Below are 24,161 nucleotides of genomic sequence, written 5' to 3'. Positions count from 1 at the left end.
GTTGTTAGTCAGTACTTCAGTTCAGTACTGTTGCTTCGCTCACTTCGTCGCTTGGCAGGTCCACTTCCCATGGTGGGTTTGGACGAATGTTATCAATCACGAACTCAACAAAGCTGCGCACCTTGGCGGACAGGTGACGGTTGCTTGGGTACAGCGCGTGAATCGGGCTGGCTTCAAACGGGTAGTCGGCCAGTACCGGTACCAGTTCACCGGCCTGAATGGCTGGGGCAGCAATCAGGGCTGGCAGCGGTGTCACGCCGGAACCAGACAGCGCCAGTGCGTACAGTGACGCAAAGTCGTTGGCTTGCAGTTTCGGTTTCACCGGAATGTTGATCTCTTCGCCACTCGGGCCTTCCATGTTCCACTGCAACCAGCGCGAAGCGGTGATCAGACGGTGGTTCGACAGGTCGTCAGGGTGGTGCGGCGTACCAAAGCGACGCAGGTATTCCGGGCTTGCACACATCACGGCACGGACGTCGCCCAGGTAGCGACCAATCAGGGAAGAGTCCTCCAGCTGGCCAATACGGAAGGCAATGTCGATGCCTTCCTGCACCAGATCCAGCATCTGGTCAGACAGCACCAGGTCGATGTTCAGCTGTGGATGCAAATCCATGAATTCTGAAATCAGGCTCGACAGTACTGTGGAGCCAAACAGCACCGGTGCGGTGATGCGCAGGGTACCGGTTGGCGTGGTTTGCATCTGGGTGACGGCAATGTTGGCTTCCTCAATTTCGCTGAGGATGCGAGAACAGTGGCCGTAATAGGCGTTGCCGGTATCGGTCAGGCGCAAGGAACGGGTTGTACGTTGAATCAGGCGCACACCCAGACGCTCTTCCAGCTGGGTGATTTTGCGACTGACGGTCGACTTTGGCAGACCCAGATTGCGCGCGGCACCGGTGAAGCTACCAGCTTCGACAACATGAACGAAAATGGCCATTTCGTTCAGGTCAAATTCCTCTCTTTTTCCGATCTGCATGTGGGTCTCCCGCTGAGCAGTGAGTCGAATGTCGCTACTGACAGCTTTTACCGTTTAGTCAGGCTAAGCAGTGCAACAATCGCTAAAACAGGTGGCATTCAGTATTTAACTAATTTGCCATAATAACTGGAACAATAGAAGTGAAATTGTAGCTATTGTTCTGATAGGTATCTTCGAATTTATCTATATATCGCTGATTAGTGCAGTAAATCCTGACTGAGTGGCCGAAAATTTCCGATTGGTGACATGAATGCGTCAATCGAAAGAGTGCGGCTACAGCTCGATTTTTACACCCAAAGAAACAATGGTGGGCAAGTCGGTGACGTCTTCCCGCTCGCTGTAATCGGCATTTTTGTAGTCATAGTCGATCACGTTATCGCGGCCGTAGAGATTCAGAATTTCTCCGTACAGCGTCATTTCCCAACCCTCGAACAGGTACAGCCGATCCATACGAACGTCGAGGCTGTGATAGGCGGGCAAGCGCTCGGAATTGATGTCGCCGTAGATCGGGTTGTACAGCTCGGGGTTGTCGCTGTCCTGCTCGGCCCCCAGCAATGGGGTGACCAGCTGGCCGCTCTGATAGCGCCATTTCAGGCCCAGCGTGGTGCGGTCGCTGAGTTCGTAGCCAATGACGCTATTAATGACCACCGGCTGGTCGTAGGCGTAGCGAAAGTCTTCGCCGGTAATGTCGTTGGTGCGTTCTGTATGAGACCAGGCCAATGAGGCCCAGCCGTACCATTGATCGGTCAGATCCTTGTTGATAAACAACTCCACGCCCCAGGCCTTGCCGTGGGCATCGTTGCTGTAGCGGGGCAGTTCGCTGTATTGCTGGCTGCTGAGATCGGGGTAGTTGTCCGCTGACTGGCGAGCGATCACCAGCCGATCCATGGTTTTGTAATAGGTTTCCAGCTTGACCAGCAGGTCGTCACGCCATTCGTGCTCCAGCCCCAGCACCCAATGGTTGGCGGTGGGCAGTTTCAGGTCGGGGTTGCCGAAATCCTCAGCGTACTGGCCAAAGTTGTCCGGGAAGTCGTGGTATTGGCCGTAACCGCTGGTGAGGTTCCAGAACGGCGCAAAGCGCCAGCGGCTTTGCAATTTGGGTTCGATAAACCACTCTTCGGTGTAGTCCTCAACGGACACCAGTACGCCCGGGGTCAGCTCCCAGTCCTCGTTCACCTGCCAGCGGTCGGCGAGGCTGAGGTCCAGACTGTTGACCACTTCATCAAAGCGACTGTCGATGGTTTCGGTGCCGTCCACCAGTCGGCAGTCCGGTTGAAACTCATCGCAAGGGGGACCGGCGTAGCGGCCGCTGCCGCCGATATGCGCCTGGCCAAACTCCAGCCCCCAGCTGAGTTCGTGGTCGAGGTTCACAAATTGGCTGAACTGGCTTTTGACGGTGTAGTCGTTCACCTTCACATCAATGCGGTTGCTATTGCCAATGCTGAATTGCAGCTTCTGCTCCAGTTGGGCCAGGCCCAGTTTTTGTTGCAGTCCGGAGGGGTAAATCTTTTCCCACAGCAAGGCCTGGCTGTTGAAGTACTGCTCAAAGCCAATGCCGCCATCCAGACCGGGGTCTTGCTGCACCTGGTCGGAGTCTTCGTCGAACAGCAAGCCGGCTTTGTCGCGAGCGCCTATGACGTTGAAGGTGATGGATTCGGTGGTGCTGACGGCGTACTCGTACTTGCCCTGATAGTCGTAGTATTCCGGCACGGTGGTGAATTCGAATTCCTCATCGTCGAGCAGGTTTTCGATGTAGTACTGGAACAGGCTCTGGCGGGCAGACAGGTAAAAGCCCTGATTGTCGCCGGTGGGTTGCTCGAAAAAGATCCCGGCTTTCAGCAAGCTGAAGTCGATTACGGCCTGACGGTTACCAAAATCCGGGCGGCGCGACTGAGCATCAATGACGGCACCGGTGGAGCCGTTATACGCCGGGCCAAAGGCCGCTGGCAGCAGGGCAAAATCGCCAATCACGTTGTCGCTGAGGATACTGGAGGCATCGGTGTGGAAGATATAACCCACCGGAAAGAAGTCGATGTAAAAAGCGTTGTCGTCCGGCGATGAGCCACGTACCGCCGGTTCGGAGCTTTGCGCTGAGCTGAACACTACGCCGGGCAAGCTGCCGATGGCTCGTAATGGGTCGTTACCGGCACCGGGGACTTTCAGCAGTCGTTCGGTTTTTACCGTGGTCAGTGGTTCCTTGATGCCTAACACTTCGACCACTTCGGCATCCTGATAGATGAGGTCCGGGTCTGCGTTAGTGTTGGCAATGTCGGCGGAATCGGTGTTGGCGAACGCCGATACAGGCAGCATACCGACGGCAAGCATCGCCAGTGCCCAAACAGGCTGGGCTTTGGTTGGCCGGCGCTTGATCGTTCGAGATGTCGCAGGCCCAGATGATTTGGCAGGCCGAAGTGTATAAGCGAGTAGGGTCATCCTTGAGCTTCCGTGTTCGCTGAATCGTCAGGGTTCGCAGTCTGGCAATTCTGTCGGGGCATTTCAAACCGCCATTGGATCATGATTCGCCCCCGGCCTGCTGTGCTGTCCGTCGAATGACGACAACGTGGGTCAATGCCATCAGCATGGCCCACTGCAGGCCAATCACCAGCAGGCCCAACGTGGTCAGCGTGGCTTGTTGAAGTTGGGCTCCGGTGTAGTAACTGAGCGGAGCCAACAGCCCACCCGCCACGATCAGGGCATTGCGTCGCAATACCAGCCAGTGCAGTGAATGTAGCAGGGTGGTGGCAAACGCGCCCCACAACAGCCACAGCCAATACGGCAGCAATGGCCCTTGATGATTGGCCAGTTGCAGCTGACCCGAGCCAATCAGCAGAGTATCGAGCACGGCACCCGCTAACAGATAGGCGGTAATCAACTGCCATTCGCCGGGCTGCAACAGGGTGCGATGCCACAACACCAACAGCGGCGTGACGGCCAAGGCCCAGAGGTTACCGCCGAGAATGCAGGCAAACCAAACCAGCTGAAACATGGCGATGTTGAGTATCAGCTGGTGGCTGCGTTTTAACCGAAGCGGCTGCTTGTTCATGGCCGGGCCTCTGTGTTTTTTATTGTTCTGTGTTGTCTTTTATTCCCGAGCAGATTTCAGGACGCCCGGGAGAGCCCGTTGGCCTTGTTTTCGTCCGCTGCGGTGTGGGTTGTGCTCGCATCTTCTGACGCTTCGGCCGTTACGGTGGCTTCGATGGTTTCCGTCACAGCAGTCGTTGCCTCTGAGCTAATAGCTTGTGTGAACGATGGCGTAATGGCGGGTGCCTGCAAACTGCCCAGCAGCATGTCGCGCTGGTTGTCCGGCTTGGCGAATACCATCTGCACGGTGCTGATCACGCGCTCATCGAACCCCCCTTCGCAGTAGCTGAAGTAGAAGTCCCACAGTCGATAGAAGGTATCGTCGTAACCTTGTTGGCGCAGGGCGTCGCGGTTGGCCAGAAAGTCGGCTCGCCAGCGGCGCAGGGTTTCGGCGTAGTGGGTGCCGATGTCTTCCAGGTGCACGGTTTTCAGGTCACCAGCGGTCACCATGGCGTTCTGGATTGCCGTAACGGATGGCAGGAAGCCGCCGGGGAAAATATAACGCTTGATGAAGTCGACGCTGTTTTTGGCTTTTTCGTAGCGCCAGTCGTCGATGGTGATGGCCTGAATCACGGCAATGCCATCGGGCTTAAGCAGCTTGCTGATGGTCTGGAAGTAGGTGTTCAGGTACTGGTGGCCAACGGCTTCGATCATTTCCACCGATACCAGCTTGTCGAAGGTGCCTTGCAGCTGGCGGTAGTCTTCTTTCAACAAGGTGATGCGATCCTGCAAGCCTTCTTGCTCGACCCGTTGTTGCGCCAGCTTGTACTGCTCTTCCGAAATGGTGGTGGTGGTTACCCGACAGCCGTAGTGCTTGGCGGCATGAATCGCCATGCTGCCCCAGCCGGTGCCGATTTCAATCAGGTGATCATCGGGGGTCAGTTGCAGCTTCTGGCACAGGCGGTCGAGCTTGAATAGGGAGGCCTCTTCAAGGCTGGCCTCGCGGTTTGGAAAAATGGCGCTGGAGTACATCAGCGTCGGGTCAAGGAACAGCTTGAACATCTCATTGCCGAGATCGTAGTGAGCGGCAATGTTGCGGCGGGAGCCTTTTTCGGTATTGCGCTGGAAGTGGTTCCACAGCTTCAGCGCCCATTTACCGGCGTTGGCCCAGCCACTGTCGATGGTGTCGAGTACGTCCTTGTTGCGGCACAGGATTCGAATCAGCGCAGGCAGGTCGTCGACACTGAAATCGCCGGTCATATAGGCGTCGCCAGCGCCAACGCTGCCGTACAGGGCGATGGTGCGCCAGGCTTCGGAGTCGTGCAGTGTGACCGTGGCGTGCAGGTCGCTGCTGGCATCGCCAAAGGTCAGCGTCTGGCCTTGCTCCCGAATGGTCAGGTGGGCTCGGCGCAGCTGGCCCAGGCGGGTGCACAGCGCGTTGCGGCAGAGGCGGTCAATCCAGGCGATGTCGGTGGACGAGGTCGTCAGGCTTTTCATTATCGTGCTCCTGTGGAAGACGGCTGGGCTGCCTCGGCAGCGTCTGAAGTCGATTCGGTTGCCGTTGGGCGATCGCTGATAGCGTTCGGGTTGTTGTTTTTATGGCGGTTGTCTGGCGGGTTGCTGTTTTCGGTACTGTTCTTGGTATTGTTCTTGGTATTGTTCTTGGTAATGGGCTCGCTGCTTGGCTGACTGCTGCGCAGCTGCTCAGCATGATCCTGCTCTGGCTCGTTGTGCGGATGCGGCACATACGGGTTGCCTTTCAACCACAGTTTGGCGGCGTTCCAGTAGATTCCCAGTCCCACCTGCACCGTCATCATGGGGTAGCGCCACAGAATGCGACTCATGGCGGCCCGGCTGATCGGCTGGCGCTGCAATTTCATGGTGGCGTCCATGACCCTTTCGCCGTCCTGCATCACGTCCATCTGGCTTGCCAGACGGCTGCCGGTTTGCGCTTCGGGGGGATTCAGGGTCCAGCGGTACTGCATGTCCAGGCTGTTGAACGGCGATACATGGAAGGACTTGCTGAACTGATACTGGTAGCGGTTTTTACCAATCAGGCGCTGCGGTTTGATGGCTCTGGGTGGATGAGGTTGGCGTTGAGCATCATCTGCTGGCATCAACAGGTTGTAGTGAAAGCGTTGTTTCCAGGGCGTGTTGGTCACTTCGCCCAGAGTGCCGACACAGCGGCCATTGGCGTCATAACCAAAGTAGAGCGTCAGCGGATTGATGATGAAACCGTAGTAACGCAAGTTGGTGAGCATTTCGATGCGTTCGACGGCAAGGCCAAACTCCTGCTCGAAAGTGCGCAGCAAACTGCGCTTGAGGGCGCGGGCATCGCCATGCTGGCCGTAATAGTCGGCGGCATCAAAACGGGCTGGGGTGAAGCAAGCCGGGAGAAAGCGGGCTTTCCAACCGGACGCAGGCTGACTGCGCCAGAGCGGGTGCTGTTGCATGACTTCGTCGATTTCATCGAGGTCCAGCAGCATCATAAACACCTTGTGATGGAGATCGTTGGGCTTGCCCTTGAAGCGCCGATGCCGCACCCAGCCTTCATAAATGGCGCTGTTGCCCTCGAAGCCCTGACCGCTGAAGCGCGACATCAGAAGGTGACTCCCAATGCCTTGCACACTCGCAGGGCCGAATTCACACCGTCTTCGTGGAAGCCATTAAACCAGTAGGCACCGGCGAAGTGGGTGTGGTTAGCGCCGCTGATTTCATGATGGCGTTGCTGCGCGGCCATGCCCTCGAGGGTGAACACCGGGTGGGCGTAATTGAACTTGCGGATGATCTTGTCCGGATCAATGGCGTCGGTTTTGTTCAGCGTGACACAAAACTCTTCCGGCGCGGCCTGATAATTCTGCAAGCGGTTCATGTGATAGGTCACCGCGACCGTGCTGCGCTGTTCGCTGTCGATGTGGTAGTTCCAGCTGGCCCAGGCTTTCTGGCGCTTCGGCAGCATGTTGACGTCGGTGTGCAGCACCACGTCGTTATCCTGATACGGAATCGCCCCCAAAATAGCTCGCTCGGCGTCTGTTGGCTGTGCCAGCAGTTGCAGGGCCTGGTCGCTGTGGCAGGCCAGAATCACCTGATCAAAGCGGTGGCGTTGGCCGTTAATCACCAGTTCGACGCCGTCGCTGTCGCGTTCGATGCGTTCAATGGCGGCGTTGGTGTGAATCTGGCTTGACGGCAGGTCTTCCAGAATACGGCCTACATAGGCGCGCGAGCCGCCGGAGATTACCCGCCACTGCGGCCGGTCGTTGACGCTTAACAAGCCGTGGTTGTTGAAGAAGCGCAAAAAGAAATACACCGGGAAGTCCATCATCATGGCTTCACTGGCCGACCAGATCGCAGCGCCCATCGGAATGATGTAGTAACGGCGGAAGTAGTCGCCGTAGCCGTGTTCGGTCAGGTACTCACCTAGCGTCTGTTTGGGGTCGAGGGATTCGGCATCCAGCTGGGCGCGGGTTTCCTTGTTGAAGCGCAAGATGTCTTTCACCATGCGCCAGAACGACGGATTAAAAATGTTCGAGCGCTTGGCTAGCAGGCTGTCGAGGTTGGCACCGTTGTACTCCATGCCGGTTTGCGCACACGACACGCTGAAGCTCATGTCAGAGGCTTCGGTTTGAACACCAAGGGTGTCCATCAGCTTGATGAAGTTCGGATACGTCCAGTCGTTGTAAACAATAAAACCGGTGTTGACCGGCCACACCTGGCCATCCAGCTCGACGTCGGTGGTTTGGGTGTGGCCACCAAAATAGTCGTTGGCTTCAAACAGGTGGACGTCGTAACGCTCCCGCAGCAGCCAGGCACTGGTCAGACCGGAAATCCCGGCACCAACAACGGCAATGGACGGTTTATCGCTCATCAGAGGCTTCCTTTACAGAATTGGTTGACGTCTTGCGGCTGATGGCCAAGCGGGCGCAGGCAGGAAGTGCTGCCAGCCATTGCATCAGCCTGGTAAAGCGTTTCGGAAAATGGATGTCCCACGGCCGCCCTTGCAGCCCCTTGACGATGGCAACGGCGGCCTCATCGGCGCTGATGCGCATGGGCATCGGGAAATCGTTGCGGTCGGTGAGTGGGGTTTTGACAAAGCCCGGTGACACCACCGATACATCGATCTGCTCAGAGGCCAGATCGGCCCGCATGGATTCCAGCAAGTAGCGCATGCCGGCCTTGCTGGCTCCGTAAGCTTGCGCTCTTGGCAAGGCCAGATAGGTCACGCTGCTGGCAACGCCAACCAGATAACCACGTTGGCTGTTTCGGAGCAGCGGCAAGGCCACTTCGATGCTGTGTACGGTGCCCATCAGGTTGGTGTCCAGCACTCGCTGGAACAGGGCAGAATCAAACGCCTGAACGTCGACGTATTCGCAAGTGCCTGCGTTAATGATGACGGTGTCGATGCGGCCAAAGCCGTCTTCTATGTAGCGGGCCGCTTGCTGCATGGAGGCCAGATCAGTGACGTCGGCGACGATCGATGAAATACGCTGGTACTTGCAGCTCAGTTGGTCCAGTTTGTCTTCGTTGCGGGCGCTGATCACCAGTTGCAAGCAACGGTCGGCGAGCTGGTGGACCAGTGCTTCGCCGATGCCGGAGCTGGCACCAATCAACCAGATGACTTGCTGTTCCAGTGGCGGCTTGGCCGCTTTGCGAGTCATGCCATACGCTCCCGCACTTTGCGCAGTGCCCAGCCGATCAGCGGTAAATGGTTGTAGAGCATGTCGGCACCGTCGAACAGGTCGCGGTGATGAATCACCTTGCCATCCTGCCAGTGCAGTTCGGTACAGCCTTCAACGTGGATTTGCTTGCCGGAGGCTATAGCCGGGTGACTGAACGTCATGGTCCAGCGCAGCATGTCGGCACTTTCGTCACAGTCACAGTCACAGTCACAGTCACAGTCACAGTCATCGCTGCTGCCGGGCCAGAATTGACCGTATTCAAACACGATGGCATTGACCGACTGATACAGCGCACTGAAGTACTGTTGAATCTGCTGCAGGCCTTCGACACGGTGAAAAGGATCATGGAACACCGCATCCGGGTGGTACAGCTGTGCCAGCAGGCCGCTGTTGACCGAGTCGGCATCCAGTTGGTCGTAGGTGCCGGTGATCAGGGCGTGTCGGTCTGCGGGTGATAGCGGCTTGGCAGTCATTGCAGCGTTCCTTGGTTATCAACCTTGGTTATCGGCCTTATTTATAGGTATAGGCCTTGTTCAGGCTGGGGTTGCGTCTTTCAGCGCCTTGAAGGCGTTGAGGGCGCGTTGACGACCGTATTTGTGGTCAACCACCGGCTGTGGGTAGCCACAAGTCTGGCGTTCAAAGGCACTGGGGTTATGGCGATATTTGCCCGCCAGTTTGGCCAGTTCCGGCACGTAACGGGCGATGAACTCACCGTCGGCGTCAAATTTTTCCGACTGCGCAATGGGATTGAAAATACGGAAGTAGGGCGCTCCGTCGGCACCGGTAGACGCACTCCATTGCCAGCCGCCGTTGTTGGATGCCAGGTCGGCGTCCATCAGGTGCTGGTTGAAAAATGCTTCGCCGCGTCGCCAGTCGATCAACAGGTGCTTTGTCAGGAACATGGCGGTGATCATTCGCAGGCGGTTGTGCATCCAACCGGTTTGCACCAGTTGGCGCTGGGCGGCGTCGACAATCGGGTAACCGGTGCGGCCTTCGCACCAGGCCTGAAAGTCTTCTTCGCTGTTGCGCCAGCACACACCTTCGTATTCCGGCTTGAACGACTTGTGCTTGCACAGCTGCGGAAAGGCGACCATCAAATGGCGGTAGAAATCACGCCAGGTCAGCTCGTTGATCCAGCTGTCGAGCCCTTTGTTGCCACCAATCAGGCGCCCTTCGTTGGCTTGTACCGCGGTGTGAATGCACTGCCGCGCTGAAATCAGGCCAATCGATAGTGCCGGTGACAGGGCGCTGGTGCCGGGCTTGGCGGGCAGGTCGCGCTGCTGGTCGTAGTCCGGGCCGTGTTCATCCACGAAGCGTTGCAGTTGCTCGTGCAATTCGGTTTCGCAGTGGCTCCAGCGATCATCGGTTTCGATGGACAGTTGCAGCTCCAGCGTTCGCAAGCGCGATGGCAATTGTTGCATGCGCTGGTCGGCCAATGCCTGTTGTTCGGCCGACGGTTGTGGCAATCCCAAAGGCGTTGTCAGCAGTTGCTCGGCTTTTGGCAACCAGGCCTTGCGGAATGGACTGTAGACCTTGAACGGCTGTTCGGATTTGGTCAGCACGTCGCCCGGTGGCACCAGACACTGGTCATGGTAGCGGCTGATTTCAACACCCTGATCCCTGGCCCAACGGCACAGGTTGATGTCGCGCTTGCGTTCATTCACTTCGTATTCGTTGTTGAACAACAAACGCGAAACACCCAGTTCACTGATCAGGGTTTGCAGCAAGGATTCGCTGTTGTCGAAGGTGTCTGCTTCCAGCACCAGCAGCGGAATACCGAGTGCGCGCAGGTTGTTTTGCAAGGCGGCGACGGCGTTTTCCATCCAGCGGACCTTGCGTTTGCCAAGACCGTGCTGCTGCCATTGGCTGGCGGTGTGACAGTACACCGCGATTACCGGACGCCCTTGGGCACAGGCGTGGAACAAGGCCGGATTGTCGTAGCAGCGCAGGTCGGTGCGAAACCACACCAGATTCAGATCAGAGTTCATCCAGACGGCCTCCACAGCCGAGAATGTAGGTGTGTATTTGCTGGTTCACCGGGCTGGTCAGGGTCTTGATGTGAGGTCGGCCGCCGCTGTGTAGCGGGGCGGTGCCTGACAGCCAGTGTGGCAGTTCGGTGTTGTCCAGGTGACGCTGCCAGGCGCTGTCCTCGGTTTTATCGTGGGGCAAAAAATGCACCCAGACGGCAGCGGCATTGAGGGACTCGGCCGCAATCGACAGCTCGGCGGGGGTCAGGTGCGGCCCCAGATATTCAACCTTGAGCCCGGCTGCACCGATGGAGCAGGCGCGGATCAATACATCGAGTTCACCATCCGGATGGTTGGTGGCCAATAACAGCACCGGGTCGGCGGTATGTTGTTGTTGCTGGGCCATCAGGCAGGTAAGCCGCTGATGCAACAAGAACGTCAGGGTTTTCAGCAGCATCGGATGACTTGGCTGACCACGCAGGGAGTCGATCAGGGGCAGCAGGCAATGCTGGTAATAGACCGCGAATGGGTAGTTGGAAAAGGCATGGCTCCAGAGGTCGAACAAGCGGCGCGGATTCAACGACCGCAGCGCGGCCAGCAGTTGCTGCTGTTCCTGTTTCCATTCATCCAGCGCGGCGCTGTTGTCTTGCTGCTGGTCGATTTCGGCTTCGGACATTAGCAGTTCGACGTGACGAATCGGATAGCCCTGTTCGAGCCAGTGCAGGATGTGGTTTACCCGTTGAATATGGTCCTTGGTGTAGTAGCGATGACCCTTCGGCGTGCGCAGTGGCTTGATGATGCCGTAACGACGCTCCCATGCCCGCAAGGTGGCCGGATTAACACCGGTCATGCGAGCAAAGTCCCGAATCGGGTAGCTGCCTTCCGGAATAACGCTGCTCACAGGCTGTTCCTCAATCCCAGTTCGTATGGATGCGGATTCAGGTACACCTGCTGACGCGCATAGGCGTTGGCTTCCTCGTGGTGGTTGAGGTGATGCTTCAACAGCGTCAGCGGTACGATTAACGGCACAATGCCGGTGCGGTATTGCTCGATAATGCCAGTCAGCTCTTGTTTGTCTTGCGCAGTGACCAGGTTTTTCAGGTAGCCCTGCAAGTGCATCAGGGTATTGGTGTGCATCTTGCGACTGGCTGGCTTGGCCAGGGCCGTCATCAGTTGCTCGAAGTATTCATCGGCGATGTGCTCAAGGGTGTCGCGGGTCAGGTTGGCCAGCAGCTGCCCCATGCTTTTGTAATGCACCAGGCTGTGGGCCATCACCAGATACTTGTAGCGGCTGTGAAAATCGATCAGTGACGCAGGAGTCAGACCTTGCTGACGGAAGCTGGTCCATTCGTGGTAGGTGTACACCCGCACCATGAAGTTTTCCCGCAGAGCGTCGTCGTTGAGGCGGCCTGCTTCTTCAACCGGCAGCAGTGGATGACGGGCAATAAACTCGCGGGCAAAAATGCCGCTGGTAGTACCTTCCGGATGACCGTTGGCCAGGTATCGCTTGACGCCATACACCCCGCAGCTGGGGCTTTTTTGCATAAAAATGAAGCCGCACAAGTCATTCATTTCTGAGGCTTTCTGCTCGGCGTAGTCAATCAGCTGTTCGGTAACATCGAGGCTGGCGTCGTCAGAACCGACGGCACGGATGTTGCTGTCGTCGGCGTTCTCGCTCATCAGACGAATGGCCTGGCGAGGTGTGCTCATGCCAATGCCCACTTCCGGGCAAACACCAACAAATTCAAAGTACTTTGACAGCACGTCGGTGCAAAAACGGGAACGCTTGTGGCCACCGTTAAAACGTACGGGCTGTCCCATCAGGCAGGCGCTGATACCGATCTTGATGTTGGACTCTATGGATTCCTTCATCGCTGTATAACCTTTAGGTGTGCTTTGTATAGGTTTTAGTGTGGTCCTTGATGCGGTTGTTGGTCAAGCCTTTCTTGTACAAAAAATACAATTTTGTATAAGTAGTGGTTTCTTTGTCCAAGTTTAGTTCTTTAGCGACGAATTGCGCACAAGATAGGAAATGGTTTTCCGGGGATTGGGCTCTAATTGGGCTAAGGAGCTGGAGAGCCGAGCTAGTAGGAGCAGGCTTGCCTGCGATGGTGGACAAGCTATTGGGGTAGGTAGAAGCCAAAAAGCCCCTGCGCGAAGCAGCGCCGAGGCTCTGGTCTTTCTTGTTTGTTCGTTTGATCTGGTTCGGCTGAATACTAAGCTTTCGCCTCTTTATCCTTCCTTCCTTCCTTCCTTCCTTTCTTTCTTTCTTTAGCCTTCGCTATTTTCCTGTAAGGAACGCAGCACAACGTTGCTGATGGCGCCAGCCACTTCAGGCTCCAGACCAACAGGCTGCTTCAGGGTCATGCGCACCATGTGTTCTTTCGACAGGGCGTCCAGCTGCATTGGCACATCCTTGCGCAGGTGTCTGCCAGCAGCGAAGAACAGCGGCAGCACTTCAATCACGCCGTAACCTTCATCCGATAATTGGGCGGTGACGCTTTCCAGTGATGGTTCGGCCAACTCCATGTAAGCCAACTCAATGCGGGCGGTAGCACCCACAGACTGGCGAATGCTGCTGGTCAGTTGCTCAAACGGCTTGAGCCAGTTGGCGTCACTGCTGCCGTGGGCCAGCAGTACGGTGGCCTGACGCAGGTTCGGTGAGGGCATGGTCATCTCCTGATTCATAATGAGGCTTCCAGCGTGTCCTGTTGGGGAAGGGGTTGCCCGCTGAGTCGACGCGCTGCCAGATTGCCGCTTAACCAGGCGCCCTCGATGTTGGGCGCTTGCAGCCAGTCGCCGCAAAGGGCGACGCTGTCATCATTGGACACCACAGTGCCGGGTTGTTCCACTACATTTGGTATCGAGAACAGCCAGCGGTGCAGCCAGATTTCGGCGTGTGGCTGGGGTGGCAACTGCAAGGCTTGCCAGAAGGCGTTTTGCAAGGTCTCCATCAGGCCGTGGCGCTCGCCATTGCAGTGGTCTTTACTCCAGTGATGATTGGCCTGAATCACCCAGCTTTCTCCGGCGTCGCGGCCGGGTTTACTGTTGTTGCGGCTGATCCAGCCGATGGGGCCGTCTTTAACGAAGGCAGCATCGATATCAGTCGCCAGCGGTTGATTAAACGACAGCAGCAGCGTCCAGCACGGATTCATATCCACATGGGTGGCCTCGCGCAGGCTGGCCAGGTCGTCGGCGGTTTTCAGCAAGGCGTTGGCTTGTTCCGGCGGAATCGCCACGATCAGTTTGTCAAAGGGGCCAAACTCACGGTTGTCGTCACTGAACAGGTGCCAGCCAGCCGGACGTTTTAGCAGCCGCACAATGCGGCTTTCGGTTTCAAAAGCACTGGCACAACGCAGCATATAGCGGCTCAGGCCGGTCATTCGCGGGGTGGCGACGTAGCGTTTGACGGTGTCGGGGGAAGGACTGGCCTGATTGTTGGCAATTTGCCAGATGCTGGCCTGCCACTCGCTGATGATGCCGTCCTGTTGCCATTGCTCCAGCTGCTGTTGAAACGCTTCGGTATGGGCGCGGAAAAACTGCGCGCCCATGTCCCAGCTGGCAGCGCCGACTTTTTTGGTGGCCATGCGGCCACCACTGCCACGGCTTTTGTCGAAAACGGTGACCTTGTGGCCCTGGGATGCGAGTTGATTCAGGGCGGACAATCCGGCCATGCCGGCGCCAATAATTGCGTAATGTGCCACTGGGCGTCTCCAACAGGATGTTTGTACAAGTTTTTGCATTCTAGCATTGCGAATTATCTTGTATAGGTATTGTATATATAAATGTCACAAACGGGTTCGCTGGAGGTTGTATGAGCAAACGTATTCTGATTACCGGAGGGAGCGGGTTTATTGGTTCCCGACTGGTGTCGCAATGGTTGGCTGACGGCCATCAGGTGTCTGTGTATACCCGCCGCCCGGACGCCGTGCGCCAACGTTGGCCGCAACTGGAGCAGGCAGCCTCTCGGTTTGATGATTTTCATGGCCCGTTTGACTGGTTGGTGAACCTGGCCGGTGAGGGCATTGCCGACCAGCGCTGGTCGGAAGCTCGTAAACAGGTACTGCGTAACAGCCGCATTGAGCTGACAGATACCCTGGCCCAGTGGGCCATCAATACCGGTCAACGCTTTGAGGTGGTTCTGAGTGGATCGGCGATCGGCATCTACGGGGCGCTGGAAGGCACCGCCGAACAGCAGCAAGTGGATGAGCAAAGTCCGTACGGCAGTGATTTTTCCGCCAACTTGTGCGCCGAATGGGAGCAAGCCGCTGCTCCTTTGAAACCTCTGACCCAACGGCTGGTGTTGTTGCGTACGGGCGTGGTGCTTGGCCCCGGCGGCGGCATGTTGAAGCGGCTGTGGCTGCCGTTTTTACTGGGTCTTGGAGGGCGAATTGGCTCTGGTGAACAGTACTTGTCGTGGATTCATATGGATGACTATCTGGGGGCCATCGACTTCTTGCTGCATCAGCCAGTGGAAGGGGCAGTCAACATGACCTCGCCCTATGCTCAAACCAATGCGCAGTTCAGCCGCACACTGGCGGCAACGTTGAAACGTCCTGCGCTGCTGCCTGTGCCCGGTTGTCCATTGAAACTGGCGTTAGGTGAGATGTCGGACTTGCTGTTGAAGGGGCAGAAAGTGCAGCCCGTGGTGTTGCAACAGCAGGGTTTTGAGTTCCACTTTCCACAGCTGGCTGACGCCCTGGGGGACATTCGCAACCATTGGTGATCTGTCTGTAGTACTGAGTAGGGGGCTTAAGCAGGCGTTGCTGGGCAGGAGGAAAGTTGGCCGATGGATCAGGTCAAAAACCTGACGACCGGAAACTTGACGCCCCGGTGACCTGTCTAACCTGCGTGAAGGCGCTGTTTGTCATCGAAAACGTACTGAAAACTGACGCTCGCAAAAGAACTGTAGCTTTCTGTTATTGGTGATGGCAGACCGTCCCGCTCTCAACTAGAACTTGATGTACAAGTTGTTGAATTGACTGCAGGAAATACCAATGAGTATAAGTCGCCAAGCCCTTGATCATTATTTGTACGAGTTCGACCAGGGATATCGGGTGAGCTATGTAAGCTTCAGCCGTGCCAGTGACCTGACGGATGCTCAATTGGTACTGACGCTTGAACGCGGAAACGAACGCAAGACCTTTGCCTTCTCGCAACCGCTGTTCAATGACATCGACAAGAATCTGGTGGCGTGCCGAAGCCTGTACATCGCCACCATCAAGAGTTCGCCGTTGTCGCCCAACCGCGTAGAGGTTGGTGACAGTGAAGGAAATTTTGTGTACTTCACCGCACGAACCGTGAAGAACATTACCCCGACCGCCTGACTCAGGAAGACGATCGGCAGTCACCCGACGCTGCAGCACCCAACTTGCAGTCGAAGCAGTACCCCATAAGCGGCCAGACGGCCGCTTTTTTTATGCGTTTATTATCCGGTTTTAGCCGCTGGGTACAGGCCCGGAAACGGTGCATGTTACCCCTCTCCATTTTCCTGACTTTCATGTCTAATCTGTCCCCATTAGGATAGGGCCGAAAATCGGGCCTTCTATAACAACAACTCCCCATCCGGCCCTTGTACAACCGTGCTTGAGGAACAATCGTGACGGATACTGTGTTTGAACTGGCCGCCTATGGCGTGCTGGTGTTGTTGGCTATTCTGGCCATCGGTTCATTGGCGGTGATCGGCTGGATCATCTGGGCGTATTTCATCGACGTGCGGCAAACCCGCCACACAGTGCGTCGAAACTTTCCGGTGATCGGCCGCTTCCGATACTTCTTTGAACACATGGGGGAGTTCTTCCGGCAGTACTTCTTTGCCATGGACCGCGAGGAAATGCCGTTTAACCGCGCTGAGCGCAGCTGGGTGTATCGCGCTGCCAAAAACGAAAGCACCACCATTGCCTTTGGTTCTACCCGCCGTCTGGATGTGCCTGGCACTGTGATCTTTGTAAACAGCCCGTTTCCGGCGCTGAAGCAGGATTTTGCCGAATCCGGCGCTATCACCATCGGTGAACATTGCCGTATGCCGTATACCACATCGTCGCTGGTGAATATTTCCGGCATGAGCTTTGGTGCCCTGTCGCAACCTGCGGTTACCGCTTTGTCTCGCGGTGCGGGCAAAGCCGGCTGCTGGATGAACACCGGCGAAGGGGGCTTGTCGCCTTATCATCTGGAAGGTGGCTGCGACATCGTTTTCCAGATTGGTACGGCCAAATACGGCGTACGGGATGAAACCGGCAAGTTGGACGACGCCAAGCTCAAGGCAGTGGCCGAGCACGAGCAGGTGAAGATGATTGAGATCAAACTCAGTCAGGGTGCCAAACCGGGCAAGGGCGGGATTCTGCCTGCGGCCAAGGTCAATGAAGAAATTGCCCGTATTCGCCACATTCCCCTGCATCAGGATTCCATCAGCCCCAACGGCCACCCGGAAATTCGCTCGGTAGACGACCTGCTGGACATGGTTGAACACGTGCGGGCAGTGACCGGCAAACCGACCGGTTTCAAGGCTGTGCTGGGCGATATCGACTGGATTCGGGATCTCTGCAAGGCGATCCAGCAGCGTGGTCTGCAAAGCGCGCCGGACTTCATCACTCTTGACGGCGCAGAAGGCGGCACCGGTGCCGCACCACAGTCATTGATGGACTACATGGGGCTGCCGCTGAATCAGTCGCTGCCGATGCTGGTGGATATGCTGGACGAGTACCAGCTGCGCCCTCGTATTCGGGTGATTGCCTCCGGCAAGTTGCTGACGCCGGACCGGGTTGCCTGGGCCTTGTGTGTGGGAGCGGATTTCGTCGTCAGCGCCCGTGGTTTTATGTTTGCACTGGGCTGTATTCAGGCGCTGCAATGCAACAAGAACACTTGTCCGACCGGCATTACCACCCATGATCCACACCTGCAAGCGGGTTTGGTACCGGCCGACAAGGCTTCCCGGGTACAGCACTTTGTTGAAACTCTGGTGCAGGAAGTGGGCGTGATTGCACACTCCTGTGGGGTTGATGAGCCACGGGCCCTGAAGCGTGAACACGCCCGTATTATTCAGCCTGATGGCACCAGTACGCGTATTTCTGATTTGTACAATGCCTCGCGCAAGCGCATGGCCGCCGAGGTGAATGACTGAGGCTGTTTTCCCAATGCGGTTTGGCTGAGTTGTTTCAGCCCAACCGCTTTAACAAAAGCGTCTGAGCTAGAACCCCTGAGCCAAAACGTCTGAGCCAGAACTTCTGACGTGAGCCGGTTTAACGGATGATGTCAGGCACTCTTGCTAAAGGTCGACGCGACATGTGTGATATCACGCCATGTATCAATAAGTCGGTGCTTACCAAAGCGCAAGCGTCGGCCTTGTGGCGCGTATTGGCGGATTTTTCGGTTTAAATCAGGATCATTGTTTTCGCCATTTTCTTGCTTTCCCTGTTTTCTGAACTAGGTTTCAAAGAGTAGTTAAACCACAGGAACAGGTGTCTCTCATGCCCCCAAAGTGTCTTATTGCGGATGACAGTCTTTACGCCAGAATGGTGGTCAAAGACGTTGTACGTCGGATTTATCCAGCCGCCGAATTCCATGAAGCCAGCTCGGGCGAACAGACGCTGAGCGTGGCGGAAGGAACCGGCTACGAATTTGACTGGTATCTTCTGGATGTGAACATGACGCCGCCGGACGGCGTTGAAACCAGCAAGATGCTGATGGAACGCGGGGTGCCAGCCAATAAAATTGCACTGGTCACCGGCAACCGTTCCTTCAACCTGATGGACGAAGCCAACCTGCTTGGCGTTCAGTACATCAACAAGGCCATCAGTCCGGAAGACGTAGACCCATTCATGGAACGACTGCGGGCGTTTTTCAGTAGGGGTTGAGCATGGCCATTGACGCTGAAGCGCAGGCGATCAGCCTGGATCTGTTGGCAGAATCTCTCAATCTTGGCCTTGGCCAGGTGATTGAAGAATTGTCGGAAATTTCGAACAGCAAGATTGAGCTGCACGTGCCGGAAGTGAACATGCTTCCCAAAACCGAAGCGCTCTCCTTCACGTCGGCTTTACGAGACGCTGGCAAAGCCATTTTCGTACAACAACAATTTTCTGGCGAAATCAGCGGCGAAGCGCTGCTGTTTTTCAGCGAAGAAGAAAGCCTCAACTTGCTTAACGGCTTGTTGCAAGACAATGAGCAGGCGTTGATTGAATTTGCTGCCACGGAAGAGGAAATGATGCTCGACCTCACTAATGTGGCGGTGTGCGGCGTAATTTATGCGCTCTCTAATCTGCTGGGAATTCGGCTTAATACCGAACTGCCACGCTGTGAATACGGACATTTTGACGACATCAGCGGCAGCACCCAGCTGCTCGACAATGCCGAAGACATGATTCTGTTCCTGACCATCAGTTTTACCGTGGTGAAGAAAAATTCCCGCGCCCAGCTGATGTTTTTCCAGCCCAAGGACACGCTCGAAAAACTCTACGACCGTATCCAGAAGCGCCTTTCATTCGGCTGAATTGGAGGCGCCAACATGGACAGACTCTATCGCCATATTGTGGAGCTGGTTGATACCGGCATCGTGGTTCTGGATGGTCAGGGCTGCATCGTCACCTGGAACCAGTGGATGGAACGTCACTCGGGCTTACAGGAAGCCAGGGTGCAAGGCCAGAAACTGCTGGATCTGTTTCCCGAGCTCAGTAACAGCCGTATCGACCGCGCCATCTACAAGGCGCTGGAGCTTAACTGCCCGTCGGTGCTGTCGGCCAAACTATTGAACGTGTCTTTTCCTTTGTACCGTGAGCCGCTGAGCACCGCCAAACAGCCGGAGCGGCTGGTGCAATCCATCCAGATCAAACCGTTTTATACCGACGAAGACGGCCAATACTGTGTGATCTCGGTATTTGATATCAGCTCATCCGACATGCGCGAGCGCGCCCTGCGTACGCAGTCGGTGGTCTTGACCGAGCTGGTGGTCAGCTTGCAGGAAAAGGAACACGAGCTGACGGCGCTGTTTGAAAACACCCAAAACGGCATCCTGATTTTTGATCGCAAAGGCCTGATTCACAGTGCCAATCGGGCCGCGGTGCAGATGTTTGCGCCAATTCCGCTGGAACCCGGCAGCGACCAGCAGGAACTGTTTGAACTGGCGGCCCCTGAGGCCATGCTGGCGGAATCCGCCGGCGCAGGTCAGTTGGAAGGTCAACACCTTTACGACTTTTTTGAAGAATTGAGCGCCAGCCAGTTTGGCTCGGATAAAAGCGATGCGGAAATTCAGGCTCTGATACCGGCTTCCGGCGAAGAGCGGGAAATGAACTGTGTTCGTAATGACGACAGCGAGTTTCCGGTCAGCGTCTCGGCCAATGCCATTCCAATGGCTGAGGACGACAGTCGCTTCTTTATTTTTGTGCGTGACATTACCGAAAAAAAACGGGCGGAAGCGCAGCTCAATCGAATGGCACGGGTAGACGGCCTGACCGGCCTGTATAACCGTTTTTCGTTCACCGAAATCCTCACCAGCACCCTCAAGGCCCACCAGCGTAGTGGCAATAGCCTGTCGGTGTTTTTTATCGACCTCGATCGATTCAAGGGCGTTAACGATAACTATGGCCACGATGCCGGTGATGACTTGTTGCGGCAGGTGGCGGAGCGCCTGCGCGGCTGTTGCCGTAATTCCGATACTATTTCCCGCTGGGCAGGCGACGAGTTTGTGATTCTGTTGCCCGAACAGAACCACAGTCGCTCGTCGATCACCGTGGCAGAAAAGATTCTCGATGCCATCTCACAACCGTTCGAAGTGTTTAACATGCCGGTGTTTGTTAATTGCAGCATTGGTATTGCCCAGTTTCCGGACGATGCCTGCGATGCCGACAAGTTGATCTTTTGCGCCGACCAGGCGATGTATCAGGCCAAAGCCGATGGCAAAGGGGTGTTCCGGTTCTTTACCCCGGAAATGAACCAACGCACGTTAGCGCGGCTGAAAACTGAGAGTGAGCTGCGGGTCGCGCTGGCAGAAAACCAGTTCGAGCTGTATTACCAACCACAAATTGAAGTCGCCACGGGCAAGTTGCTCGGGGTGGAGGCCCTGCTGCGTTGGCGTCATCCGGAACGCGGCATTATTTACCCGGATGAATTCATCAGCGTGGCAGAAGACTGCGGGCTGATTTGTCAGATGGGCGAGTGGGTGATGATGCAAGCCTTCGAAACCGCCTCGCGCTGGTACAAGCGCGAGGGAGACCCGCTGTCGATGTCGATCAACCTGTCGCCAAAGCAGTTTATGGACGATGGACTGGTGTACAGCGTCAGGCGCTTGCTCAACTCGGTGGGTTTTCCGGCCGAGCGCATTGTGCTGGAAATTACCGAAGGGCACCTGATGAACACCCAGGGCGAAAACCTGCAATTGCTGCGTGAGCTGAAATTGCTGGGGGTCAAAATTGCCATCGACGATTTTGGTATGGGCTATTCGTCACTGGCGTATTTACGCAATCTGCCGGTCGACATCATCAAGATCGATCGCCACTTCCTGCAGGATGCCAGCAACAATGCCGCCGATGCTCGCATCGTGTCTGCCATTATCGATCTTGGCCATGCGCTTGGCCTGGAAGTGGTGGCAGAAGGTATCGAACACCTGTCCCAGATGGAATTGCTGAAAATGAAGGGCTGTGACCATGCTCAGGGATTCTACATTGGCAAGCCGATGAGTCTGGACGATCTGATGCTCTGGTATACGGTTGACCGTGAGGCCACGGCGGCGCATTGAGTTATTCAGAAGGCCCTTGGATAGCTCCTGAGCGGGTTATATTCGCCCGAAAAGATATAAATGTATTTGTCAGTAATCAACCATAAATCGCACCTTTATGGTGCGTTTTTAATTGATATGTAACATTTTATTTCAAGAAATTCCGCGTTTTGAAAAATATCCCTGTTGCCGATCAAATTTGAGAGAAAATGACGCCTGTGCTTGCTTGAATTAGCAATGATACTGGTGTCTTATTTTGCCATTGCCTTATCCGAGTCGCCGCCACGCAAGGTGCTGCGACTTAACAATCAACCTGATGGCAAAATTCAGGGAGCAGTATGTCAATCGAATGGAAGGACTACGCACCGGGAGAGTTCTACGACGAACTTTTCAGTGCTCCGGGGACCCCTCGAGAACCCGCCAAAGCCTTGATTTCCTATCTGGAATCGTTTTCTGACGAAGATATCAATTCACGTAAAACCGCCGCCGAATCGACCATTAAGGAAATGGGTGTTTCCTTTACGGTGTATACCGAAGGCGAAAATATCGACCGCGCCTGGCCGTTTGATATCCTGCCGCGGGTTATTTCCAAACAGCAGTGGGATAAAACCGCTGCCGGTCTGAAACAGCGTCTGAAAGCGCTGAATATGTTTATTGATGATCTCTACCACGATCAGAACATCATCAAGGACGGCATCATTCCGGAATTTGTGCTGAAGCAGTCGACCAATTACCGCAAGGAATGTGAGGGTTTCAGTCCACCATTTGGTGTTTGGGCACACATTTGTGGTACCGACCTGGTGCGCGATGGTGATGGCCAATTCTACGTACTGGAGGACAACCTGCGGGTGCCGTCCGGTGTGTCTTACATGCTGGAAAACCGCTCCATCATGAAACGGGTTATCCCGGAAGTGTTCGAGAAAGTGAACATTGCCCCGGTGGGTGATTATCCCGAACACCTGTTCGAAACGCTGGCTGAACTGTCGCCACGTGACGTCAAGAAACCGGTTGTGGTGGTACTGACCCCTGGCATTTTCAACTCCGCCTATTTTGAGCATTCCTTCCTGGCTCAACGCATGGGTGCCGAGCTGGTAGAAGGCAGCGACCTGGTGGTGGGTGAAGACGAATGTGTCTACATGAAAACCATCGCCGGTCTGGAGCGCGTTGACGTTATCTATCGTCGCATTGATGACATGTTCCTCGACCCGGAAGTCTTCCATCCGGATTCGGTACTGGGCGTACCAGGACTGATGCGCGCCTGGAAAGCGGGCAATGTGGCGCTGGCCAATGCACCGGGTGCCGGTGTGGCCGACGACAAGGTGGTCTACGCCTATGTGCCGCAAATGATCAAATACTACCTCGACGAAGAACCGCTGATTCCTAACGTTGAAACCTACCTGTGTTACGACGACGAACAGCGCGCTTACGTGCTCGACAACCTCGACAAGCTGGTGGTGAAACCCGCCAACGAATCCGGTGGTTACGGCATGTTGATTGGCCCGCACTCCACCAAAAAAGAGCGTGAGCACTTCGCAGAGCTGATCAAGGCCAACCCGCGTAACTACATCGCCCAGCCGACTCTGGCGCTGTCGACGGCACCAACGCTGGTGGGTAAAAACAAGGTGGAACCGCGCCATCTGGACTTACGTCCATTTGTGTTGCAGTCCCGCAACAGTTACGTCACAACTGGAGGTTTGACCCGTGTGGCGATGAGAAAAGGCTCCCTGGTGGTGAACTCCTCACAGGGCGGTGGCAGTAAAGACACCTGGATTGTCGATACCGGAACAGGAAAAGACTGATGCTTTCCAAAGTTGCAGAACGAATTTATTGGTCAGCCCGTTACCTGGAACGTGCTGAGAGCACCGCACGGTTGGTAAGCATCTACGACAAGTTGTTGTTCGACCTGCCACGCCGGGTCAACCTCGGTTGGTACAACCTGATTGTGATCAACAGCCTCGAAGACGACTTCAACCAGCGCTACTCCAACCGCGATGAGCGCAACGTGGTGAAGTTTCTGGTGGGCGACGACACCAACCCATGCTCGATTGTGAACTCCCTCAAGGCCATCCGCGAAAACATTCGTACCACTCGTGACGTGGTGCCAGCGGATACCTGGGAAATGGTTAACGAGCTGAGCATGTTCGTGCAAGACAACATGGCGCAGGGCATCAACCGCAGCAACCGCCATGAGTTTCTCGAAACCATCATCAAATCCTGTCAGCAAATCGTTGGTTTGCTGTTTGTGAACATGATGCGTGACGAAGGCTGGGACATGATGCGTCTGGGTCAGAACCTCGAACGTGCCGACATGACCACCCGTAATCTGGATGCCGCACTGGCGGCCATGTTGCAGGTGGAAGAAGACGAATACTCGGTCAACAGCCGCCAGATCATCTGGGGCAACATGCTGCGTTCCCTGAACGCTGACCAGCAATTCCGTCGCACCATGCGTTCGTCCATCAAGGGCACTCCGGTAGTGACCTTTATGATGGGCGATGAGCAATTTCCTCGTTCCATTTCATATTGCTTGAACCAAATCGTGGCACGCTGTGACCACCTGCCCAAAGGCAAGGACGTGATTGAGTGTACCAAGGCGATCAAAGAGGAAATTGATCGTGACCTTGAAGCAGAAGAGTTTGGTGCCGAGTTCCGTGACGACCTCAACGAGCTGCAAGTGTCACTGGGTGAGTTGCATGGCCTGATCCAGAAAACCTGGTTCCTGTCGGATCAATAAGTCGACCAGACCGATCAGGGATTGATAACAGCAAGCCGGGCGCGGTTTTTTTCAAGCGTCCGGCTTTTTTGCACGACTTTTT

General features: G+C 55.7%; 21 protein-coding genes. 8 read left to right on the top strand and 13 right to left on the bottom strand.

Going from position 1 to position 24,161, the window contains the following annotated elements; translation table 11 throughout:
• Positions 1-16: 16 nt before the first annotated feature.
• From G516_RS0118490 to G516_RS23270, 13 genes are all read right to left on the bottom strand, one after another.
• On the bottom strand, positions 17-976 hold the full coding sequence (locus G516_RS0118490; protein ID WP_028294907.1) for a LysR family transcriptional regulator: 960 nt from the start codon (positions 974-976) through the stop codon (positions 17-19).
• A gap of 273 nt (positions 977-1,249) precedes the next feature.
• Positions 1,250-3,301: a TonB-dependent receptor plug domain-containing protein gene (locus G516_RS0118485; RefSeq protein ID WP_028294906.1), complete on the bottom strand. Its 2,052-nt coding sequence runs from the start codon at positions 3,299-3,301 to the stop codon at positions 1,250-1,252.
• A gap of 187 nt (positions 3,302-3,488) precedes the next feature.
• Positions 3,489-4,019 carry a DUF2878 domain-containing protein gene (locus G516_RS0118480; RefSeq protein WP_051219606.1) on the bottom strand — a complete coding sequence of 177 codons (531 nt, stop codon included), beginning with the start codon at positions 4,017-4,019 and terminating at the stop codon, positions 3,489-3,491.
• 56 nt (positions 4,020-4,075) lie between these two features.
• The gene (locus G516_RS23280) at positions 4,076-5,494 is read right to left on the bottom strand and encodes an SAM-dependent methyltransferase (protein ID WP_084645224.1); all 1,419 of its coding nucleotides are present in this window, start codon (positions 5,492-5,494) and stop codon (positions 4,076-4,078) included.
• The gene (locus tag G516_RS0118470) at positions 5,494-6,597 is read right to left on the bottom strand and encodes a DUF1365 domain-containing protein (protein ID WP_028294904.1); all 1,104 of its coding nucleotides are present in this window, start codon (positions 6,595-6,597) and stop codon (positions 5,494-5,496) included. The genes G516_RS23280 and G516_RS0118470 overlap by 1 nt, the downstream gene beginning before the upstream one ends.
• A complete protein-coding gene (locus G516_RS0118465; protein WP_211225147.1) occupies positions 6,597-7,862 on the bottom strand; it encodes an NAD(P)/FAD-dependent oxidoreductase in 1,266 nt (421 codons plus the stop codon). Before G516_RS0118465 ends, G516_RS0118470 begins: the two co-directional genes overlap by 1 nt.
• Complete coding sequence (locus tag G516_RS0118460; RefSeq protein WP_036537436.1) at positions 7,852-8,652, bottom strand: SDR family NAD(P)-dependent oxidoreductase; 801 nt, start codon at positions 8,650-8,652, stop codon at positions 7,852-7,854. Before G516_RS0118460 ends, G516_RS0118465 begins: the two co-directional genes overlap by 11 nt.
• On the bottom strand, positions 8,649-9,146 hold the full coding sequence (locus G516_RS0118455) for a nuclear transport factor 2 family protein (RefSeq protein WP_051219605.1): 498 nt from the start codon (positions 9,144-9,146) through the stop codon (positions 8,649-8,651). Before G516_RS0118455 ends, G516_RS0118460 begins: the two co-directional genes overlap by 4 nt.
• Before the next feature lie 60 nt (positions 9,147-9,206).
• Complete coding sequence (phrB, locus tag G516_RS0118450; RefSeq protein ID WP_028294900.1) at positions 9,207-10,661, bottom strand: deoxyribodipyrimidine photo-lyase; 1,455 nt, start codon at positions 10,659-10,661, stop codon at positions 9,207-9,209.
• Positions 10,651-11,541: a MerR family transcriptional regulator gene (locus tag G516_RS24165; RefSeq protein WP_051219604.1), complete on the bottom strand. Its 891-nt coding sequence runs from the start codon at positions 11,539-11,541 to the stop codon at positions 10,651-10,653. Before G516_RS24165 ends, phrB begins: the two co-directional genes overlap by 11 nt.
• A complete protein-coding gene (locus G516_RS0118440; protein WP_028294899.1) occupies positions 11,538-12,512 on the bottom strand; it encodes a YbgA family protein in 975 nt (324 codons plus the stop codon). Before G516_RS0118440 ends, G516_RS24165 begins: the two co-directional genes overlap by 4 nt.
• 399 nt (positions 12,513-12,911) lie before the next feature.
• Positions 12,912-13,310 carry a sirohydrochlorin chelatase gene (locus G516_RS0118435; RefSeq protein WP_036537489.1) on the bottom strand — a complete coding sequence of 133 codons (399 nt, stop codon included), beginning with the start codon at positions 13,308-13,310 and terminating at the stop codon, positions 12,912-12,914.
• A gap of 14 nt (positions 13,311-13,324) precedes the next feature.
• Positions 13,325-14,344, bottom strand: coding sequence for an NAD(P)/FAD-dependent oxidoreductase (locus tag G516_RS23270; protein WP_051219603.1), 1,020 nt, complete (start codon positions 14,342-14,344; stop codon positions 13,325-13,327).
• A gap of 110 nt (positions 14,345-14,454) precedes the next feature.
• Here G516_RS23270 and G516_RS0118425 point away from each other — a divergent pair, with 110 nt between their 5' ends.
• From G516_RS0118425 to G516_RS0118390, 8 genes are all read left to right on the top strand, one after another.
• A complete protein-coding gene (locus G516_RS0118425; protein ID WP_028294897.1) occupies positions 14,455-15,366 on the top strand; it encodes a TIGR01777 family oxidoreductase in 912 nt (303 codons plus the stop codon).
• 271 nt (positions 15,367-15,637) lie between these two features.
• Positions 15,638-15,967 (top strand): hypothetical protein, encoded by a 330-nt coding sequence (locus tag G516_RS0118420; RefSeq protein WP_028294896.1) that lies wholly within the window; start codon positions 15,638-15,640, stop codon positions 15,965-15,967.
• Between the two features lie 272 nt (positions 15,968-16,239).
• Positions 16,240-17,760 carry an FMN-binding glutamate synthase family protein gene (locus G516_RS0118415; protein ID WP_028294895.1) on the top strand — a complete coding sequence of 507 codons (1,521 nt, stop codon included), beginning with the start codon at positions 16,240-16,242 and terminating at the stop codon, positions 17,758-17,760.
• Between the two features lie 346 nt (positions 17,761-18,106).
• Entirely contained in the window at positions 18,107-18,493 is a 387-nt protein-coding gene (locus G516_RS0118410) for a response regulator transcription factor (protein WP_036537433.1), read from the top strand.
• Positions 18,494-18,495: 2 nt separating this feature from the next.
• On the top strand, positions 18,496-19,125 hold the full coding sequence (locus tag G516_RS0118405) for a hypothetical protein (protein ID WP_028294893.1): 630 nt from the start codon (positions 18,496-18,498) through the stop codon (positions 19,123-19,125).
• A gap of 15 nt (positions 19,126-19,140) precedes the next feature.
• Positions 19,141-21,366: a sensor domain-containing protein gene (locus G516_RS24160; protein WP_051219602.1), complete on the top strand. Its 2,226-nt coding sequence runs from the start codon at positions 19,141-19,143 to the stop codon at positions 21,364-21,366.
• A 317-nt stretch (positions 21,367-21,683) separates the two neighbouring features.
• Positions 21,684-23,144, top strand: coding sequence for a circularly permuted type 2 ATP-grasp protein (locus G516_RS0118395; protein ID WP_028294892.1), 1,461 nt, complete (start codon positions 21,684-21,686; stop codon positions 23,142-23,144).
• On the top strand, positions 23,144-24,079 hold the full coding sequence (locus G516_RS0118390) for an alpha-E domain-containing protein (protein WP_028294891.1): 936 nt from the start codon (positions 23,144-23,146) through the stop codon (positions 24,077-24,079). Before G516_RS0118395 ends, G516_RS0118390 begins: the two co-directional genes overlap by 1 nt.
• Positions 24,080-24,161: the final 82 nt, after the last annotated feature.

The sequence above is a fragment of the Oceanobacter kriegii DSM 6294 genome, from assembly GCF_000422845.1.
GTDB classification, from domain to species: Bacteria; Pseudomonadota; Gammaproteobacteria; order Pseudomonadales; family Oceanobacteraceae; genus Oceanobacter; species Oceanobacter kriegii.
Note: the sequence above shows the minus strand (reverse complement) of the source record. Positions and strands in the feature narration are given on the sequence as shown.

What these genes read in the sequence shown, in the direction of transcription:
- G516_RS0118490 (WP_028294907.1), bottom strand. Translation starts at nt 976, where the DNA reads ATGCAGATCGGAAAAAGAGAGGAATTTGACCTGAACGAAATGGCCATT.
- G516_RS0118485 (WP_028294906.1), bottom strand. Translation starts at nt 3,301, where the DNA reads ATGCTTGCCGTCGGTATGCTGCCTGTATCGGCGTTCGCCAACACCGAT.
- G516_RS0118480 (WP_051219606.1), bottom strand. Translation starts at nt 4,019, where the DNA reads ATGAACAAGCAGCCGCTTCGGTTAAAACGCAGCCACCAGCTGATACTC.
- G516_RS23280 (WP_084645224.1), bottom strand. Translation starts at nt 5,494, where the DNA reads ATGAAAAGCCTGACGACCTCGTCCACCGACATCGCCTGGATTGACCGC.
- G516_RS0118470 (WP_028294904.1), bottom strand. Translation starts at nt 6,597, where the DNA reads ATGTCGCGCTTCAGCGGTCAGGGCTTCGAGGGCAACAGCGCCATTTAT.
- G516_RS0118465 (WP_211225147.1), bottom strand. Translation starts at nt 7,862, where the DNA reads ATGAGCGATAAACCGTCCATTGCCGTTGTTGGTGCCGGGATTTCCGGT.
- G516_RS0118460 (WP_036537436.1), bottom strand. Translation starts at nt 8,652, where the DNA reads ATGACTCGCAAAGCGGCCAAGCCGCCACTGGAACAGCAAGTCATCTGG.
- G516_RS0118455 (WP_051219605.1), bottom strand. Translation starts at nt 9,146, where the DNA reads ATGACTGCCAAGCCGCTATCACCCGCAGACCGACACGCCCTGATCACC.
- phrB (WP_028294900.1), bottom strand. Translation starts at nt 10,661, where the DNA reads ATGAACTCTGATCTGAATCTGGTGTGGTTTCGCACCGACCTGCGCTGC.
- G516_RS0118440 (WP_028294899.1), bottom strand. Translation starts at nt 12,512, where the DNA reads ATGAAGGAATCCATAGAGTCCAACATCAAGATCGGTATCAGCGCCTGC.
- G516_RS0118435 (WP_036537489.1), bottom strand. Translation starts at nt 13,310, where the DNA reads ATGCCCTCACCGAACCTGCGTCAGGCCACCGTACTGCTGGCCCACGGC.
- G516_RS0118425 (WP_028294897.1), top strand. Translation starts at nt 14,455, where the DNA reads ATGAGCAAACGTATTCTGATTACCGGAGGGAGCGGGTTTATTGGTTCC.
- G516_RS0118420 (WP_028294896.1), top strand. Translation starts at nt 15,638, where the DNA reads ATGAGTATAAGTCGCCAAGCCCTTGATCATTATTTGTACGAGTTCGAC.
- G516_RS0118410 (WP_036537433.1), top strand. Translation starts at nt 18,107, where the DNA reads ATGCCCCCAAAGTGTCTTATTGCGGATGACAGTCTTTACGCCAGAATG.
- G516_RS0118405 (WP_028294893.1), top strand. Translation starts at nt 18,496, where the DNA reads ATGGCCATTGACGCTGAAGCGCAGGCGATCAGCCTGGATCTGTTGGCA.
- G516_RS24160 (WP_051219602.1), top strand. Translation starts at nt 19,141, where the DNA reads ATGGACAGACTCTATCGCCATATTGTGGAGCTGGTTGATACCGGCATC.
- G516_RS0118395 (WP_028294892.1), top strand. Translation starts at nt 21,684, where the DNA reads ATGTCAATCGAATGGAAGGACTACGCACCGGGAGAGTTCTACGACGAA.
- G516_RS0118390 (WP_028294891.1), top strand. Translation starts at nt 23,144, where the DNA reads ATGCTTTCCAAAGTTGCAGAACGAATTTATTGGTCAGCCCGTTACCTG.